Consider the following 17251-nt stretch of genomic DNA (forward strand, 5'->3'; position numbering starts at 1 on the left):
AGACTTCATCTTACGGATGAAATTTCAATTTTTCTATTACATAACCTTACACCTGATTCCCGATGTGAGATAATAAGGGCTGTTTTATTCTGTATCAATTGTTCTGCCGCCTGTAATACCAGCCGTTCTGACTCATAATCCAATCCAGATGTCGCTTCATCAAACAGAATAATGGGGGCATCTTTTAAAAATGCCCTGGCAATTGCTATCCGCTGCCGCTGCCCAAAGGATAATTTACTACCTTTATCTCCCACAACGTAATCGTATCCCCCCGGCAGTTCCATAATGAAATCATGGGCACAGGCTGCCTTTGCCGCCTTAACAATCTGTTCAAAGGACGCTTGTGGGTTTCCGTAACGTATGTTTTTTTCAATGGTTCCATAAAACAGAAATGGCCGCTGCGGGATATATGCAATCATCTGGCGAAGTGCATCTGCTCCGTATTCCTCCAGACTCTTTCCATTTATTGCTATATAACCTTTATCCGCATTATAAAATCCCAGCAATAATTTAAAAATGGTTGATTTACCGCAACCCGACCTGCCGGTTATGACTGCTGCCTCATTCTGGTAAATCTGCATATTGAAATTGTTCAGTACCTGTCTGTTGTTTTTATAGCTAAAATCCACATTTCTAAACTCAATGAAGCTCTGTTTATAATTCTCCTCCAGCCGGTCTGGTACACGGATTACTTCTTCCTCCATATTTAAAAAGGATTGAATCCGTTCCAGGCTTGCAATATTATCAAAAAGTTCGGGGAATCTCTTACCTGCTGATAAGGCAGCCCAGATGATACTGGCTTCCAGATTCATAAGCGCCACCAGAGTACCATAAGTTGTTTTCTCCGACTGTACCATGACAGATCCGGCAACGAGAAATACAATGCTGCATAATACAGTAAAACCACTGTTCATAGCCTCTAAAAATGCACCTATTTTCTCCCTGTCCAGGGCTTTCCCTGCATATTCTTCATTTGTTGTACGAAATTTTCCGGATAAAACCTCATTTAACTGATATTCCTTTATGGTCAATATCCCGGATAAAATATCGGAGGACCGTTCTGACAGCTTTGCACTTGCACCAGCGGTTAAACGGCCGACTGTTTTTACCCGATCCGAGAAAGCAGCATTTGCCAAAACACAAAGGAGGGAAACAAAAAGCAGCAGCAAAGTTAATGTATGATCCAGCAGAAACATGGGAATTACACTGGTAATCAAGGCAATTATAGGATTAAACGCTTCCTTGTATTTAGACCGGTAAAGTTCTTCTGCCTTATTTATATCATAGATCATCTGTGAAAGAAACTCTCCGCTGTGGCTGTTTTCAAAATAGGAAACCGGCAGCCTTGCTTTCTTTTCCATTACGTTTCTTCTAAGCCCGGCCTGGAACCGGAGAACGCAACGTCTGTATATGTATTGGGACAGGATTGAAATTACAAAGGACATAAAAAACAGTGCAGTATAAAGGAACAGTTTCCCCGTCATATGTTGATAGTTCCCACTGACAGATGCATCAATGAGCACCTGTGGGATGAGAGAAATTGCAATGGCCATTCCCGAATATCCAAATCCCAGGGAAAGAAGAAAGACAAGATACAGTCTCTTTTCATTGCCCAGATAGTCCAGTGCCTCTTTTATCTGAGACAGGTAATGTTTCATACCGAACCCCTCCCCATACCATTCTGGCTGTGAAATAATTGATAATAAAGTCCTTTTTTCCCAAGCAGTTCCTGGTGACTCCCATGCTCTTTCAATTCCCCGTGGTCCATCAGATAAATCCTGTCATAGTCCAGGATTGTATTCAGCTTATGAGCAACGGATATAATGGTTTTAGTACTTAATGCCCTTTCAATTAATTCCGTGATTTCCTTTTCTGATTTTGGATCAAGAGCCGAAGTTGGTTCATCAAATATAATCACTTCACTGTTTCTAAGAAGAGCCCTTGCTATGGCAAATCTCTGCCTTTGCCCTCCCGACAGATTGACCCCATTCTCTTCCAGTATGGTATCATACCCCTCAGGCAGGCTTTCGATGAAAGGAGCAAGCCCCGCGTCTCCTACCGCTTTTTCTATCTCTGTTCTGGTTGCACTGCGGTTTCCGTACAATAAGTTTTGTTCAATGGTATCCGGAAATAAAAAAGTCTCCTGAGAAACGATAGAAAAGCATCCCCGCACCAGTTTCATGTCCAGAGCTATAACCTGTGTTCCATAGAGGAAGTAATTCCCCTTCTGAGGTTCAAACAGTCCCAGTATCAGGTTCATTAACGTCGTCTTTCCGCTTCCGGAACCTCCTACAAATGCAATCCGCTCTCCTTTTTTCAATTCAAAGGTAAGATTATTTAAAATACGATTTAAACCATCATAAGAGAAACAGATATCCTGAAATTGTATCACCGGGTCAGAAAAAGGAAGGCTGGTAATATTACCTCCACTGCTTTCTTCCGGCGCTTCTAGCAGTCTGCGTAACCGGTCTGCACTGACTCCTGCTTTATTCAGTTCCACTAATACTGATGTAAAATTGCTGATAGGCGATGAAATGAACCCCAGCAGCACAAGAAAAGAAATAAAATTTTCCGCTGTTAATGCTCCTTTTATCACCATACCTGCTGCAAATATACTACAAAACAAAACAGGCAGACTGCGAATCATAGAGCTGAAAGCATTTGTCATAGCCTCTTTTTTCTGCCGTTTTAAATCAGCCTGATAAACCTTCCAGATATTGGTGTCAATTTCGGATAAATTTATCTCCTGTAAATTATAGCTTTTCTCTGTCTCATAGCATTCAAACAATTCCTGGGTTTTAGCGGTAAGTGCATCCTGTTGTTTCTTCTTTTCTCTGGTAAAACCAGCAATGCTGTTTAAAAAGTGATGATACAGTATGGTAGTAAATGGAATCCAGATCATAGATATTAAAGTAAGCTTCCAGTCTGTGGCTAATAAATAAACCAGAATCACCAGAACGCTGATTCCATTTAAAAAAACAGAAAACAAAAGCTGCTCAAAGTATCTGCTGACATCAGAGATATCTTCATTTAGTTTATTTAAAAAGGTTCCTTTCTGCTGACCCATAAGATAATCATAACGCATATTCATAATCTTTTCTATTACATCCTGCCTTAAACCACTGGTCATCTGAATACTTAATCTTCCAGTAACCAATTTGGAGCAATAGATTACCACAACCCAAATAAGAGTCAGACAAAGTATCTGAACAATCTTTCCAGCCAGGAAACTGCTTTTTCCAGCCAGAGTACCCTTAATCACATCTTTTAATAACTGTGAACACACCACTGTCATGACAGAATTAAGTAAGGATAGCAGTAGTGCCAAAGCTATGCCTTTCTTATATTTACTATAATAATGATAAACAAAACGTAGCATATTCCCCCCGGTATTCAGCCTGCCTGCGCTTTTATTTTGCTTTTCCACCTGGTAATCAGGTGAGATACATTCATAAATTTTACCATACTTCTAACCCATATGGTTATAATTTTTAAACGAATCTTACATATGGTATTGATCTATTGCTTGTAGACGACTATAATTAGAGTAATAATTTTGAAGGGAGTTGATAATTATGAATTTCGAAAAAATGATAATATTTAGCAACAATAAAAGGAGGGTGACAATAATTTAGCCCTCTTAAAACGGAGGAAATTATGTTCAACCAATTAAGCGATTACTCAAAAAAGCCAAAGCTTTATGCACCAAGTACAGGTAAATTCTGGGATGATGAGCATATATCAAAAGGAATGCTGGAAGCACATCTTAACCCTGATTGGAATGCGGCAACCCGGAAACATGATTTTGTTGATAAATCTGTAAGGTGGATTACTTCTATAGCCCCGCCTGCACAATTTCAACAATTACTGGATTTAGGTTGTGGACCTGGAATTTATGCAGAACGTTTTCGCAAGGCAGGTTATACAGTAACTGGTATTGACTTTTCAAAACGTTCCATCGAGTATGCACAAGAACAAACGTTACTTAACAAAAGTAATATTCAATACTTTTACCAAAACTATCTGACAATAGATGATACTGAACAGTTTGATGTAATCACATTGATTTATTGTGATTATGCCACGTTATCAATCACCGATAGACTGATTCTATTGAGTAAAGTATATCAGGCATTAAAACCCAACGGTAAGTTCATATTTGATGTGTTTACACCTCTTATGAGAAAAGCGGAAAACCATACATGGTATAACTGTGAAGAGAGTGGATTTTGGAACGAAAATCCCCATATTTGCTTAAATTCTGTTTATCAATATGATGATGAAGACAATACAGAATTAGTGCAGTCAATTGTATTAACCAAAGATACGATAAATTGTTATAATATATGGGATCATTATTTTACTAAGGAAAAACTGATATCAGAAATTAAGCCCGTAGGTTTCAATACATTTGAATTTTATGGTGATATTGCTGGACAGGAATTTTCTGATACAGGCGAGACTATTTGTGGGGTTTTTACTAAGTAGGATTTTCTAATCGTTATTTGCATTGAATCCTACAGGATTTCCAACTACCAGATTCTCAGCATTTCTTAAACTCATAAAAGCAGTTGCCCGCCTCTGTTCTGACTCTAAGAGGCGGGCAATGAAATTTTAAACCGGCAGTTTTTCTATTCCGGATATTCCTAAATACCGCAGTAACACCATTCCACCCTTACGATTATATCCTGTCTCCCACAATTCATAGAAGGAAAGCCAGCGAAATCCACCGTAGGTAGCAATTTTTACATAAAATTCATCCTCAAATTCTTCATATCCCACCAGCATAAACCAATGCCACACCAGATCCTTAAAGTTTACATTCTTATGGCGAAGCTGTAAAAAAGGGATGGGAATTCCCCGGTCAATCTGATCTTTTACTTTAGCTGCTGCTTCCTTTGCAGGAGTATCCCCAGGACAGCCGGACAGCTGTATCTTCTTCTCATTTACATATTCTAAATATTGATTAAATCCATCCATAAACACTTCCAACGTATCAATCCCCCCAAAGCGTGGTCTCAGATACGGCTTCATCGTGCTGGAAAACCTAATGTAAGCTTCCTTGTCAAGTTCCTGGATATCAGATGGATACAGATGAGTTTTATTGTGATGGAGCGCCAGATTAATGCAGACATCACATGCAGCTGCGGCTCCGCAGCCGCCTAAATGCATCATCGGATCCCGGAACCAGTCCTGATTTCCCCCGAATGAATCTCCAATACTGAAATAGGGTAATTCTTTCTTCATCTTTCTCCTCTCTCATTTTCATTATAAGCGTATTATAATACCAGTTTCCCAGCCCGTAAATACAAATCAAAATACTTAATAATTTAGCCGATGAAACAGGGCACCCTGACTGACTGTCAGAGCACCCTGCCTCATTTGTTTTTTATACACCTGCTTAGCTTAAACTGGTTACGAAAGTTGTTACACTTCTGGCTGGAAGCTGGGCAGTGAAGGAATTACCGGATACACGGTAGCTTGATCCTGCTGCAAGATTTCTGCTTCCGTCTGTGATCCAGGAGGATACCGAACCTCCGGTTCCGTTCTGGAAAGTAAATTTCTGACTGACAGCAGATGTATTCTTATTAATTGCTACAATCACTGCCTTATTATCTCCCTTGTAAGCGGAAATATAAACACCATTTGACGGATTCGCGGTAGCGTCTACCCTCACATAGCCAGGTCTGACAAATTTGGAGAAATGTGCCATATTATAGCCACGTTTGCTGATTGTTCCGTCTTCTTTCATGGGACCATACTGTCTTCGGATATACCACCATACGTAAGCCTGGAAATCACCTAAAACCATAGCATTGTGAATGTGATAGGAAACTTCAAGTGCTTCCGGCCATAAATCAGCGGAATTATTATTGCTGTTTGGATAATATACCTCCGTCATCCAAAGCTCCTTATTTGCCCCCTTCTGCTTGAAAAGCGGATACGAGAAGCTGCTCTCCGGTGTACCATAAAGATGTGCTCCAAGAATATCCATATTCGCAAGAGCCTGTGAATCATTTAATATGGGATCTGACATGTTCTTCATATAAGAAAATGATTCCGGTGCAATGACTTTGCAGTTAATGGATCCCGCATAATTTTTCATGAAGTTCAGCATTTCAGAAGGAGTCCACCAGGTCCAGGTATGTGCATAATCAGGCTCATTCTGAACGGATATGGCGTAAAGCTCCACTCCATTGTTCTTCATAAAGGTGACAAAATCATTGAGATGCTGGGCATAGGCACCGTACTTATCATACCTGAGCCGCTTCTGATTTGCTACACCGTCGCGGGTGAATGTCTCTGCCATATCACTGGGCGGATTCCATGGAGAAGCAAATAGTAAGGCTCCCTTTTCCTTTGCCTTTTTCGCCGTCGCCAGTTCCCTGCTCCAGTTGTTCTTATTTTCATCAATATAAATTCTTAAAATACTAAATCCCAGCTGGTTAGTTCCGTTTCCAAATGCAGTCTCTCTCTGAGCCGCCGTCAGATCGCCAATCCATGCAGGGTGGTTGATTCCTCCATACCCCCGGATCAGCTGCTTTTGTGCTGCCAGATTAATTGCTGCATCTCCGCCTGACGCGGATACCGCCATACTTGTTTCCAGCATATCTTCTGCAACGGATGCCTCCATAGTACCTGATGTTTTTTTATTTGAAGAGACAAATCGGAACCAGTTTACATCAACGTATCCACCACCTGATGCTGTATTAAAGTTGTAGATACCAAACTTATCACCCTGGAAGAATCCAAGGTCAAACGGCATATTCAGCTGTCCTCCCAGCTGCGTGAAATTCACATTGTCTGTACTGTAAGAAAAGACTGCCTTATCTGTAAGAAGATTTGCATTGGCCCGTAAGTACACAATATTACTGCGAAGTTCAGGACCATTGGTAATCACTCCCTGAGCATCTTCCTTAGCGTTGATATTGGCAACGATCTTTTTCACACCTGCAGATTTCACCACACCAATGGAGCCATAAGGAATGTTTAACAGACAAAGTCCTGCCTGATCCCCATCTGCCATATTGGCAGTATCCAGCTCAATGGTTCCCTGACAGTCAGGTCCCTGAACTCTCTGGGTAAGCGTATTGGTTGCTCTCCACAGATTATTGGCCTGTTTTGCCCGAAGCCGTAAATATCCAGGGCGCTCGCTCAGTGACCATTTGCTGTTGTCCGGATAATGGTTCCACTGCCACTGAACTCCCAGAACAGTGGTATTAAATTCATCACTGTCAGGAATCGATACTACCGGATAAGAAGCCCCCACATCTGGTTTTCTGTACGTAATGGGAACACTTCCCATAGGGTAGCTCTTTCCTCCGATTGTCACATTCTTAATGGTAGACGGATCGCCCAGCACCGGCCAGTCATTCTGCCACTGCATGGGTACCAGAATATCACGACGTCCTAAGCCGTTTCCATCCTGAAATACATAGAACCACCACTCCCCGGTCGGGGTATCAATGGGACCTCCCTGATGAATCTGGCTGCCGCCCGGTATCCTGGGTCCATTTAAAAGGATTCTCATTTCATAAGGCCCGTAAATATTTTTAGACCGCAGACAATAAGTATAGGATTCCGGTGGTGTAGAATTCCGGAATATGTAGTAATAACCGTTCTTTTTTATAACATGAGTGCCTTCCACCAGATACTTGCCGGTGATTCCTTCAATGCGGGTGGATACTCTGCTGTTTACCACAGACTTATAGTCCCCGCTCAGTTTACTGATTTTCACATCATTTGCTTCTGAAATAATATATCCGGTTCCATCGTCATCAAGAAACAGCGCCGGATCATGAAATCCCTGATTAAACACTGTTTTCGTATAAGGCCCCGCCGGATTGGTGGAAGTACACAGAATAAATTTGCCCTGTGCCTGATAAATACCCACATAATAAACACCGTTACGGTAAGCAATGGTAGGTGCCCAGCAGCCATGCCCATAATCCTCAAAATTGTTAGTGAGGGTATAGGATTTCCCGGTTCCGCTTAAATCTGCAGTCACATATCCGATTATTTCCCAGTTTACCAGATCTCTTGAATGCATGATTGGAATGGAGGGAAAGGACACAAACGTAGAGCTGACCATATAAAAGTCTTTTCCAACCCGAATTGCTGCAATGTCAGGATAATCCGCATTTAAAATCGGATTGGTGTAAGTACCATTTCCATTGTCAGACTGCCAGGATGCTTTTATTGTTTCATTTATACTATTATCCATATAGATCCCCTTTACGAAAACTGCCAATAGTCAAAGTTAAATAAGTTTCCGCTGCCGTTTCCGGTAAACGCAAAGAACAATTTATGTACTCCCGTAGCACCGTTAATTGTTGTTTCTACTTCTCTCCAGTTTTGCATGCCTCCGGTATTTGGTACAGTAAGAGTACCCACCAGCTTACCGGTTTCGCTGTCCAGACGTACTTCAATCTTACCTCCTGAAGTTGATGCAACGTTAGCCTTAAAGCGTTTGGCACCTGTGGAACCAAAATCTGCATTTCCTACACCAATCCAGTCTCCGTTCTGAATTCCTGTCACATCCTGATTGTATACAGGACCTCCTGAAGCAGCACTCTTTTCTGTTAAAATTCTGCCGTTCCAGCCAATGGTTTCCGCTTCCACCCGCTTATATGGATTTAAATTGGAAAGCTGACCCACTCCTGCATAGTTTGCTGCAACCTCACCAATGGTTCCATCGCTGTTATGGAACAACTGGTTAATGTGAGGAGAACGGTAACCTTTACCGGAACCATATAATGCAAGACTCACGGTCTGAGTATGATAAACCACGTACCACTGATTCTTAAACTGGAAAACACAATGATGGTTATTGCCTCCGCCTCCGAAAAAGTTGCCCGGATTCTTTAAGAAATGACCTCTGTAGGTAAATGGTCCCATTGGACTGTTGCTGGTCATATATCCGATTTCTCCTTTAGGAACGCTTCCTGGGTGAGAGCCGGAAAAATTAATGCAGTAAGAGTAGTAATAAACCCCGTTATACTTGTGAATTCCTGAATCTTCAAACATAAAAGGAGCATCAATGGTGGAAGCGCTTCCTACAATACTGATCATGTCCTGCCCCAGCTTAAGAACTCTGGCAGTCTTTGGATTTGCCACCTGGGACTGTGACGGATTCTGGCCTCCCGGGATTCCGCCGCCGCAGTACAGATATCCGGTTCCGTCACTGTCTACAAAGACAGCCGGATCAAAGAGCCATACCACACCGGAGATACCTGGTGTATTGCCTGATACCAGCGCTCTGCCCAGGGGATCACTCCATGGACCAATGGGACTGTCTGCCGTCAATACGCCGATGCCGTTTCCACCATTGGCGAAATAAAGGAAAAATTTGTCCTTGCCATTGATATTTTTCACCGCAGCTGCCGGTGCCCAGGAGCCGCCTGCCCATTTTGCAATTCCCTGCCCTGCGTTAGCACCGTTTGCACCTGCTACCGGAATGGCTCCATGATCGGTCCAGTTAACCATATCTTCTGACGATATTACAAAAACACTCTTTAAATTATTAAAACTGTTTTCTTTGATTGATCCATCTGCGTTGTACTCATAATTGTCGCTGGACATATAGATATAAACTCTTCCATTGTAAGTCAGGGCAAACGGATCTGCTCCTAAGTGGTGATCGATCAGAGGGTTGGAATTGCCTACTGATTTTGCAATTGTTTTATTCATCTTTTATTTCCTCCTGGAATTTTAAAATTTCAAATGGCCCCCCTTAGCCGGCATAGACGGAGAAGCAATTGATCTGCAAATCTAACTGTTAAAAAGAATGGAGGGAGAGATTTGTAAACCAAAAAATAATTTATTATTTAATAAACGTTTAAAGTTTACAAATATGACTGATATCTTCTTTTTTATTACTGAATTTGCAAATTCAAAAAAATAAAAGGAGATACGATTATGGCAGATTATGATAACTCTAGATATACATACACTCAGGTACTTGCTGGTACCGGATATTACATGAAAGATGATAAGCTTCGTTACAGTGCAGGAGTTAAGACAATGCAGGGGAAATTAAATACAGCGGGGCACAACTGCGGTACTCCAGATGGTAAATTTGGCAATGGAACCGATACTGCAGTTAAAAGTTTTCAGAGTTCCAAAAGTCTTAGTGTAGACGGAAAGGCTGGAAAAGCTACTCTCACCGCTCTTGATCAGGCCACCTCTGGCGGCAGTTCCGGAGCCAGCGCAGCCGCAAAAAACCTTAAAAAGAAATTTGGATCAATTATCTCTTCCTTTGCTTCTAAGTACTCCATCGGAGAAGATGTGTTAGGGGGCTTTATCCTCACCGAATCTTCCGGATCAGGTTTTACCGGCGGAAAACTATTAATCCGTTTTGAAAACCATATTTTCTTAAAGAATGTTTCAAACGCCTCCAAGACCTTTAAAGTTGAGGATAAAGTACATTATTATTACAAAAATGGAACATGGAATAAAACCCACACCGGAAATCAGGCCAGTGAGTACGATGCATTTAATCTTGCAATTGGAATTAACGAATACTACGCTTACTATTCCATTAGTATGGGACTTCCCCAGATTATGGGCTTTAACTATGAGGTTACAGGTTTTAGTTCACCAAAGGCTATGTTTAATGACTTTAGCATCAGCGAAGACAACCAGATGAAAGGCTTTTGTACCTTTATTGCAAAGTACAGCAACGGTTCTCTGCTAAAAGCCTGCCAGTCACGGGATTTTAATAAGATGGGAGCAATCTACAATGGAGATGGCGCCACCTATGGTCCTAAGCTTAAAACAAATGCAGCCGATTACGCAAAAGCATAATCCCATGTATATAAAAACAAGCGCTCCCAGTGTCCTATGAACACCTGGGGCGCTTGTTTAAGTAAGCCATATAAGCAATCAGAAATTATTTGTTTTTCAGATAATCGTAAATATGCCCCATGCTCATATCTTTTTCTTCAATATGATCATTTACATCATCTGTCATATCCTTCGCCAGAATAAAGCCCTTTTTGTCCGCGAGGAATATTCTGGCTTTGGGACGGGGCTCCATCCCCTGGGGACCGGCACCGGTAATGTAGTTAATAATAACAATTACATCCTTTATATTATCCCCATTTACATCATGAAACGCCACCGACTCCACACTGTCAAAAAGCCCGGCATATTGATCCGTTTTATTATTCTCACCATAATAGGGGAATGCAAAAACCACCTTATCATTTTTCATCAGGTAAAATGATACATCTTCAAAATCCGAACCAGCTGCAGGAGCGTATGACACAAACCGTACATCTCCCCAGTCGCCCAGTTCAGCATGAAAGGACTGCTCAAGTATAATCCGGTTTTCATCAAGCTTTACATCTAAACCGGACGAATCGTCATTACCGGATGATGCTGTTTCTGTTTCTGTTTCTGTCTCCTCTTTTTCTGAATTGCTTACAACTTGGTCTTTAGATTGGTTTCCTGTTTCATTTTTAATATCAATACCACTGGTAGCTTCTGACTCCTTAGGGAGGTTCTCAGCCTTTTGATTCTGACAGCCCGCGGTTATACTTAAAGTCAGTATTGCCGCGGCAATTAAAATCACCTTTCTTTTCATACGTTTTCCCCTTAAACTATTATTAATCAATACCTTATTATATCTTTGGCTAATCAACTAATCAAGTCTTTCCAGCTAAATTGAAGACTACACCTTGTATTGATAACACGAATCCACAAGATTTACCCTTTTTAACAGCTCCACATCCGTTAACAGCTTTTCGGTCACCATATCTGCCACAATGGTATGGGATTCTCCAAAGAGAACAGCCCTATTGGATATTTCATGCACAAGCTCAAGATTATGAGTGGAAGTTATTAAAGTCTTCCCCGCTTTGTTTAACTTCTTCAGAAAATCCACAAGCCATCTCTGCGTCTTGGGATCAAGTCCGTTCATTGGTTCATCAAGAACAAGAACCTCAGGATTTAATGACAGCACGCAGGCAATCGCAACTTTCCGCTTTTCTCCTCCGCTTAAGTGATATGGTATTCTATTACGGAATTCCTGTATCCCCAGCAAAGCAAGACAATCATTTACCCGATGTTCCACCTCTGATTCTTCAACGCCCATCTGCCTTGGCCCGAACGCCACTTCATCATAGACACTGGAACAAAACAGCTGCGTATCGGAATTCTGAAATACGAATCCAATTTTTTGATGAAGAAGCTTTGAAAATTTTTCATCCTGAAGTTTTTTATGAGTGACTTCTTCCCCATGAAACCCATAGCTTCCAGAGTCTGGAGAAATAATTCCATTTAATAGCTTTAACAGAGTAGACTTGCCACAGCCATTCGCCCCCATTAACGCAATTGCTTCCCCTGTTTTTATGCTGAGATTAATGTGATCCAATGCAATCATATCCGAATATGAAAAACAGACATCCTTTAGTTCAATCATGTTACACCCTTCCAAAGTAAATAAATAAAGTGAAAAAAACAGCAATTATTCCAATATAGAGGTAATCCTGCCATTTAAACTTTGACTTATCATTTAAATGATATTCTCCCGTAAATCCTCTGCATTCCATGGCATGATACATATCCTCGGCCATTTCTTTGGACTGAAGAAATACAGTTCCTGCAATTCCTGCCATTGACGAGTACTTGCTGCGGTTCTTTCCCACAGACCGAAGCTTTAATGCATAAAGCATATTTAACGAGAATTCACCCAGCATATAAATATATTTGATTGTAATATCAAGTATGAATATAAAAATATCAGGTAAATAAAATCGTTTCAGTGCCTGAGTCAGTGCACTCCACTTTGTGGAATGAGAAAGCAGACCCATGGCAGTGATTGTAGCAAACACCTTTGTCGTGATCATGATACTGCTATAGGTATTACCCAAAACAAATGCCGGCAGCATGATAATAGCCGTAAAAAAAGTAATACCCATACTTAGCTTCAAGATTACAATCATACGCGTTGTGTCCGTAATGCTTAAGACTGCCAATAACCAGACATTTACAATTATAACAAATACAAAGCTTCTTGTGAGTGAAACCAGTAAAATTAAAACGAGTGTGCCAAAAACCTGAAGAGGTACATTTATTTGAAAAGCTGTTTCCCCTGGTGAATCCTGTTTTTTTATTCTGGATAACACCTTAAATACAGACAGGATACTTTTGTTAACAAAAGTATCCTTATCGGCTGACGGTATGTAGTTTTCGTTTTTTAAAAGCCATTCCGGCATATCATTTACTTTAATTTCTGTATGATCCAACGTTGTTTCCAGCCTTGTCTTTTTTCATATTACCAAGTATCTTAAAGAAAATAATCATGATTGCCACACCAGCAACTGCAGACAATAGATATCCTGCTACTTCCGGCAGGCCGCTCACTGCATAATCTGGCATAACAGCACTAAAATTAAAACCTTCCTTCATACCGTGAGGAACAAATCCCAGTACATTCCCCCCAGATACTACCTCCTTAATTTCATCTGCTCCCCACTCTCCCCACGCGGTTCCTGTCGCCAGAAGACCAAGGGGAGTAAAGCAGATAAGCCCGGCTACCAGACCGTAAACAGCTCTCGTCTTTTCTTTGGCACCCTTATAAAATGTACCTGGAGAGACCTTTTTTATGTAAATCACAATTGCGACCGTAAAAACAGCTTCCACAATTCCTGCAACCAGCAGATGAGGAATCAGCATGGCAGGTATGGAAACAGAGAGGGGGTAAGGACAATAAAGTGCCTGACCTGCACCATCTTTAAATAAAAGAGGCTGAATCCCAAATTCTATGGCGGCACAGAGTGCAGCTATATTAATACCGGCATAGGAGCCCAGAATAATACCCAGGTATTCCCCTTTTTCTGACCTGACATGATCTTTAATCAGTTTATAAATATAATATCCAAAAAACGGCAGAACAAATGCCATATTAAAACAATTCGCCCCAAAAGCAAGAATACCACCGTCTCCAAATAACAGCGCCTGAATAAAGAGAGCAACCGTAACGCTGATGCAGGCGGCGTAAGGCCCCATCAAAATAGCCAGCAGCGTACCGCCTACAGCATGCCCTGTTGTTCCACCTGGAAGCGGTACATTAAACATCATAAGAAGAAATGAAAACGCTGCTCCCACACCAAGCAGGGGTATTTTTGCTTTAGGAATCTCTTCCTTCACCTTCCTGATTGCCTTTGTCCAAACAGGAACCATGGCAGCCCCCATAGCGGCACAGGTTGACGGACTTAAATAATTGTCTGGAATATGCATGTTCTTACCAACCTTTCATAATTCTACTTTCTGCTAAGTACAATTATAAAACGTTATTTGATCTCAACAAGCCCCGGTGGAGGATATAAATTTATATTTTTTAATTTTTATGTTAACTTGTGACCCTGCTTTCATAAATTCTGTCTGCAATAAAATTTTTAAAATCCTTTTTGTCTCCGATCACAAAGCTGTCTTGTGGAATTCGGAAAACTAAATCAGAATTGTGCCATAAATAATAGTATTCATTGTCTTCTGTTATTCTTTTAATGTAAGAATATTCATAAACACTTTCTGTATTTCCTTCTTTTACTTTCATAACATCAGAAAATGTTGTGGATCTGATCCATTCAGCCGAATCCAGCGACTTTTGCATACAATTATAAAACTTTTTATTTACTCTGTTATACTGATAAAAGAACTTATAAATAAAACCTGCACCAAGACCGAGGGCCAGGCAACATCCCACCCATTCTTTCAATAACACAAATATCAACGCACAAAGTAATGATAAAATAAAAAATAAAATATTTCTGCTTTTCCATGCCCGGAACTTTCTTTTTGCTTCCTCACCAACAGGATTGTTACAAAAATGTAAATACCTTTCCAACGTCATAATAAATTCACTCTTAAATATAGTGTCCAACTTATCCCCCAGCTTCCAATTCCTAATAAAATCTTTAGTTTCTAAATATGTTTCTTTATCAGTTCTAAAATACCTTCTTCAGCAAGCTGAGACGGTTTTGATCCATTTAATATCATATCTGCTCTCCACTTTGTTGGCTCCACATATTCTTCATGACGGTATCTCACCAGATCAAGATAAACATTGGTAATTTCGTCAAAAGTAAGCCCCCAGTTCATGTTTCTGCGAAGACGCCTGACGATTCTCTCATCTGCTCTGCAATCCACAAACAATTTTAAATCTAGAGCAGAAAGGATCTCTTCGTCCCATAAAACCAGCAAACCTTCAATAATAATTAAATCGTAATCACCGTACAATGCTTCCTTTAAATCATTATGTAGCTGCTTCAAATCAATGGTTTCCGGATGATTATCATCTACATACATGGTTTCCATTACAGGTGATTTGCTGTAAGGCCTTTCCTCTTCAGGCTTAAAATAATCATCCATATGGATTACTTTTTTATTATAATTCTCAAGCTGTTTCTCAAGCCTGTCACACAAAGATGATTTACCACTTGCACTGCCGCCTGCAATCCCTACAGCAAACACCTTTTTCATATCATTCAATCCTCCAGCAAAATATTTTCCAAGCAGATTAAAATTTGTCAAAATGCAGCTTTTCAAGCTTGAGCATATCTTCCTCGTACGGTTTCTTCTCTTCAGCAGGATAACCAATGGCAATCAGGCATTCAACACGGTACTGTACGGGTATTCCCAGAACTTCCCTGATATAATCTCCCGCTGTTTCCTGCTCTTTATGAAATCTTTCTCTCACCTGAATCCAACACGAGCCAAGTCCTAAGTCCTGGGCTGTTAACTGAATTATTGTCGCAGCTATGGACACATCTTCAATCCAGACGTCACTAAGTGTATGATTCGCAATCACCGCAACTGCAAGAGGCGCTCCTGCCAAAAACCCCGAACCAGGATCCCTGCTTTGTGAAAGCTGGTTTATTATTTCTTTATTGGTGACAGCTACAAACTCCCAGGGTCTTATGGAGCGGGATGAGGGGGCAAGCAGCGCACTTTTTAAAATGGTATCAATCTTTTCCTGTTCAATCTCTTTGTTTTGAAACTTCCTGATGCTTCTTCTGGATTTTAAAATATCCAATAACATAATTTTACCTCCCATTTAAACATAGATAATTACATTATATAACGAAATAAAATAAAAACAATCATTTGCCATTCTGTCATGGGTTTGTTATCATGTAAGCAGATACATTTATAAAAGATATTTAAAGAAGGTGGAACAAAAATGGATAATCAGGAACAAAAACATCAGCGCCGTCCCAGATATAAAGGGACTCACCCAAAGGCTTTTAAGGATAAATATAAAGAATTAAATCCAGAACTATATTCTGATACCGTTGCTAAGGTGATTCAAAAGGGCAATACACCAGCTGGCACGCATCGCTCTATCTGCGTACAGGAAATACTGGATATTTTGAAAATCACCCCCGGCGAGACCGGATTAGATGCAACATTAGGCTACGGCGGTCATACGTTAGAGATGCTTAAATGTCTGGATTCAAAAGGACATATGTATGCAACCGATGTGGATCCTATCGAATTACCCCGGACACGGGAACGCCTTCAAAATCTGGGTTATGGTCCGGAGATACTGACAATCAGGCAAACTAATTTTTCCAATATTGATGAGATAATTCCGGAATCGGGCCCCCTGGATTTTATCCTGGCTGATTTAGGTGTATCTTCCATGCAGATAGACAACCCGGATCGGGGATTTTCATTTAAAACCGAGGGACCTCTTGATCTGCGGCTGAATCCATCAAAGGGAATCTCTGCTGCTGAACGTTTGAAAACCATTTCCCAGAATGAATTATGCGGAATGCTTTTAGAAAATGCAGACGAGCCTCATGCCGAAGAAATTTCCCGTGCGGTGACTTTCGCAATAAAAAAAGGGGAAGAGGTTACAACAACCGGCCAGCTCCGGCAGATTATTAAAGATACGCTGAAATTTATTCCGGAAAAGGACAGAGAGAATGAGATTAAAAAATCCTGCCAGCGATGCTTTCAGGCGCTGCGGATTGATGTGAATAATGAATTTGAGGTATTATACGACTTTTTAGAAAAGCTTCCGGATGCTCTGGCCAAAGGGGGACGTGTGGCGATTCTCACGTTTCATTCAGGGGAAGACCGTCTTGTAAAAAAATCGTTTCAGCGTCTTCACCGCAACGGTATTTATAAAGAAATTGCACCGGACGCAATCAGGCCTTCTGCAGAAGAATGTAATTCCAATGGACGTGCCCGATGTGCTAAATTACGTTGGGCTGTAAAATCATAACACGGAAAGGAATCA

Annotated in this window: 15 protein-coding genes; 3 read left to right on the forward strand and 12 right to left on the reverse strand. The window is 40.8% G+C overall.

Annotation, left to right across the window (positions count from 1 at the left end; translation table 11 throughout):
- Positions 1-5: 5 nt before the first annotated feature.
- Together ACOAOT_RS19175 and ACOAOT_RS19180 are read right to left on the reverse strand one after the other, a co-directional pair.
- Entirely contained in the window at positions 6-1658 is a 1653-nt protein-coding gene (locus ACOAOT_RS19175; RefSeq protein ID WP_420218432.1) for an ABC transporter ATP-binding protein, read from the reverse strand.
- Entirely contained in the window at positions 1655-3379 is a 1725-nt protein-coding gene (locus ACOAOT_RS19180) for an ABC transporter ATP-binding protein (RefSeq protein WP_420218433.1), read from the reverse strand. Before ACOAOT_RS19180 ends, ACOAOT_RS19175 begins: the two co-directional genes overlap by 4 nt.
- Before the next feature lie 278 nt (positions 3380-3657).
- On the opposite strand from ACOAOT_RS19180, the gene ACOAOT_RS19185 reads away from it, so the two are divergent.
- A complete protein-coding gene (locus ACOAOT_RS19185) occupies positions 3658-4488 on the forward strand; it encodes a class I SAM-dependent methyltransferase (RefSeq protein ID WP_420218434.1) in 831 nt (276 codons plus the stop codon).
- A 126-nt stretch (positions 4489-4614) separates the two neighbouring features.
- Here ACOAOT_RS19185 and ACOAOT_RS19190 read toward each other — a convergent pair whose 3' ends face one another.
- The 3 genes from ACOAOT_RS19190 to ACOAOT_RS19200 form a co-directional block, all read right to left on the reverse strand.
- The gene (locus ACOAOT_RS19190) at positions 4615-5247 is read right to left on the reverse strand and encodes a hypothetical protein (protein WP_420218435.1); all 633 of its coding nucleotides are present in this window, start codon (positions 5245-5247) and stop codon (positions 4615-4617) included.
- Between the two features lie 154 nt (positions 5248-5401).
- The gene (gene xynC, locus ACOAOT_RS19195) at positions 5402-8224 is read right to left on the reverse strand and encodes a glucuronoarabinoxylan endo-1,4-beta-xylanase XynC (protein ID WP_420218436.1); all 2823 of its coding nucleotides are present in this window, start codon (positions 8222-8224) and stop codon (positions 5402-5404) included.
- Between the two features lie 11 nt (positions 8225-8235).
- Positions 8236-9690, reverse strand: a complete 1455-nt coding sequence (locus tag ACOAOT_RS19200) for a glycoside hydrolase family 43 protein (RefSeq protein ID WP_420218437.1) — start codon at positions 9688-9690, stop codon at positions 8236-8238.
- A 228-nt stretch (positions 9691-9918) separates the two neighbouring features.
- Between ACOAOT_RS19200 and ACOAOT_RS19205 the strand changes: the two genes are divergently transcribed.
- Positions 9919-10806: an N-acetylmuramidase domain-containing protein gene (locus ACOAOT_RS19205; RefSeq protein ID WP_420218438.1), complete on the forward strand. Its 888-nt coding sequence runs from the start codon at positions 9919-9921 to the stop codon at positions 10804-10806.
- Positions 10807-10891: 85 nt separating this feature from the next.
- On the opposite strand, the gene ACOAOT_RS19210 is transcribed toward ACOAOT_RS19205, so the two are convergent.
- The 7 genes from ACOAOT_RS19210 to ACOAOT_RS19240 all read right to left on the reverse strand — a co-directional run bounded on the left by ACOAOT_RS19210 (position 10892) and on the right by ACOAOT_RS19240 (position 16045).
- Positions 10892-11587 carry a hypothetical protein gene (locus tag ACOAOT_RS19210; RefSeq protein WP_420218439.1) on the reverse strand — a complete coding sequence of 232 codons (696 nt, stop codon included), beginning with the start codon at positions 11585-11587 and terminating at the stop codon, positions 10892-10894.
- A gap of 87 nt (positions 11588-11674) precedes the next feature.
- Positions 11675-12424 carry an energy-coupling factor ABC transporter ATP-binding protein gene (locus tag ACOAOT_RS19215; protein ID WP_420218440.1) on the reverse strand — a complete coding sequence of 250 codons (750 nt, stop codon included), beginning with the start codon at positions 12422-12424 and terminating at the stop codon, positions 11675-11677.
- Position 12425: 1 nt separating this feature from the next.
- On the reverse strand, positions 12426-13250 hold the full coding sequence (locus ACOAOT_RS19220; RefSeq protein WP_420218441.1) for an energy-coupling factor transporter transmembrane component T: 825 nt from the start codon (positions 13248-13250) through the stop codon (positions 12426-12428).
- Positions 13231-14244, reverse strand: a complete 1014-nt coding sequence (cbiM, locus tag ACOAOT_RS19225) for a cobalt transporter CbiM (RefSeq protein WP_420218442.1) — start codon at positions 14242-14244, stop codon at positions 13231-13233. The genes ACOAOT_RS19220 and cbiM overlap by 20 nt, the downstream gene beginning before the upstream one ends.
- A gap of 112 nt (positions 14245-14356) precedes the next feature.
- Positions 14357-14887: a YcxB family protein gene (locus ACOAOT_RS19230; protein ID WP_420218443.1), complete on the reverse strand. Its 531-nt coding sequence runs from the start codon at positions 14885-14887 to the stop codon at positions 14357-14359.
- Between the two features lie 41 nt (positions 14888-14928).
- On the reverse strand, positions 14929-15486 hold the full coding sequence (locus tag ACOAOT_RS19235) for a uridine kinase family protein (protein WP_420218444.1): 558 nt from the start codon (positions 15484-15486) through the stop codon (positions 14929-14931).
- Positions 15487-15523: 37 nt separating this feature from the next.
- Positions 15524-16045 (reverse strand): nitroreductase family protein, encoded by a 522-nt coding sequence (locus tag ACOAOT_RS19240; RefSeq protein WP_420218445.1) that lies wholly within the window; start codon positions 16043-16045, stop codon positions 15524-15526.
- Between the two features lie 141 nt (positions 16046-16186).
- Between ACOAOT_RS19240 and rsmH the strand changes: the two genes are divergently transcribed.
- On the forward strand, positions 16187-17236 hold the full coding sequence (gene rsmH / locus ACOAOT_RS19245) for a 16S rRNA (cytosine(1402)-N(4))-methyltransferase RsmH (protein ID WP_420218446.1): 1050 nt from the start codon (positions 16187-16189) through the stop codon (positions 17234-17236).
- Positions 17237-17251: the final 15 nt, after the last annotated feature.

The organism is Lacrimispora struthionigena (assembly GCF_048627165.1).
Taxonomy (GTDB): Bacteria; Bacillota; Clostridia; order Lachnospirales; family Lachnospiraceae; genus Lacrimispora.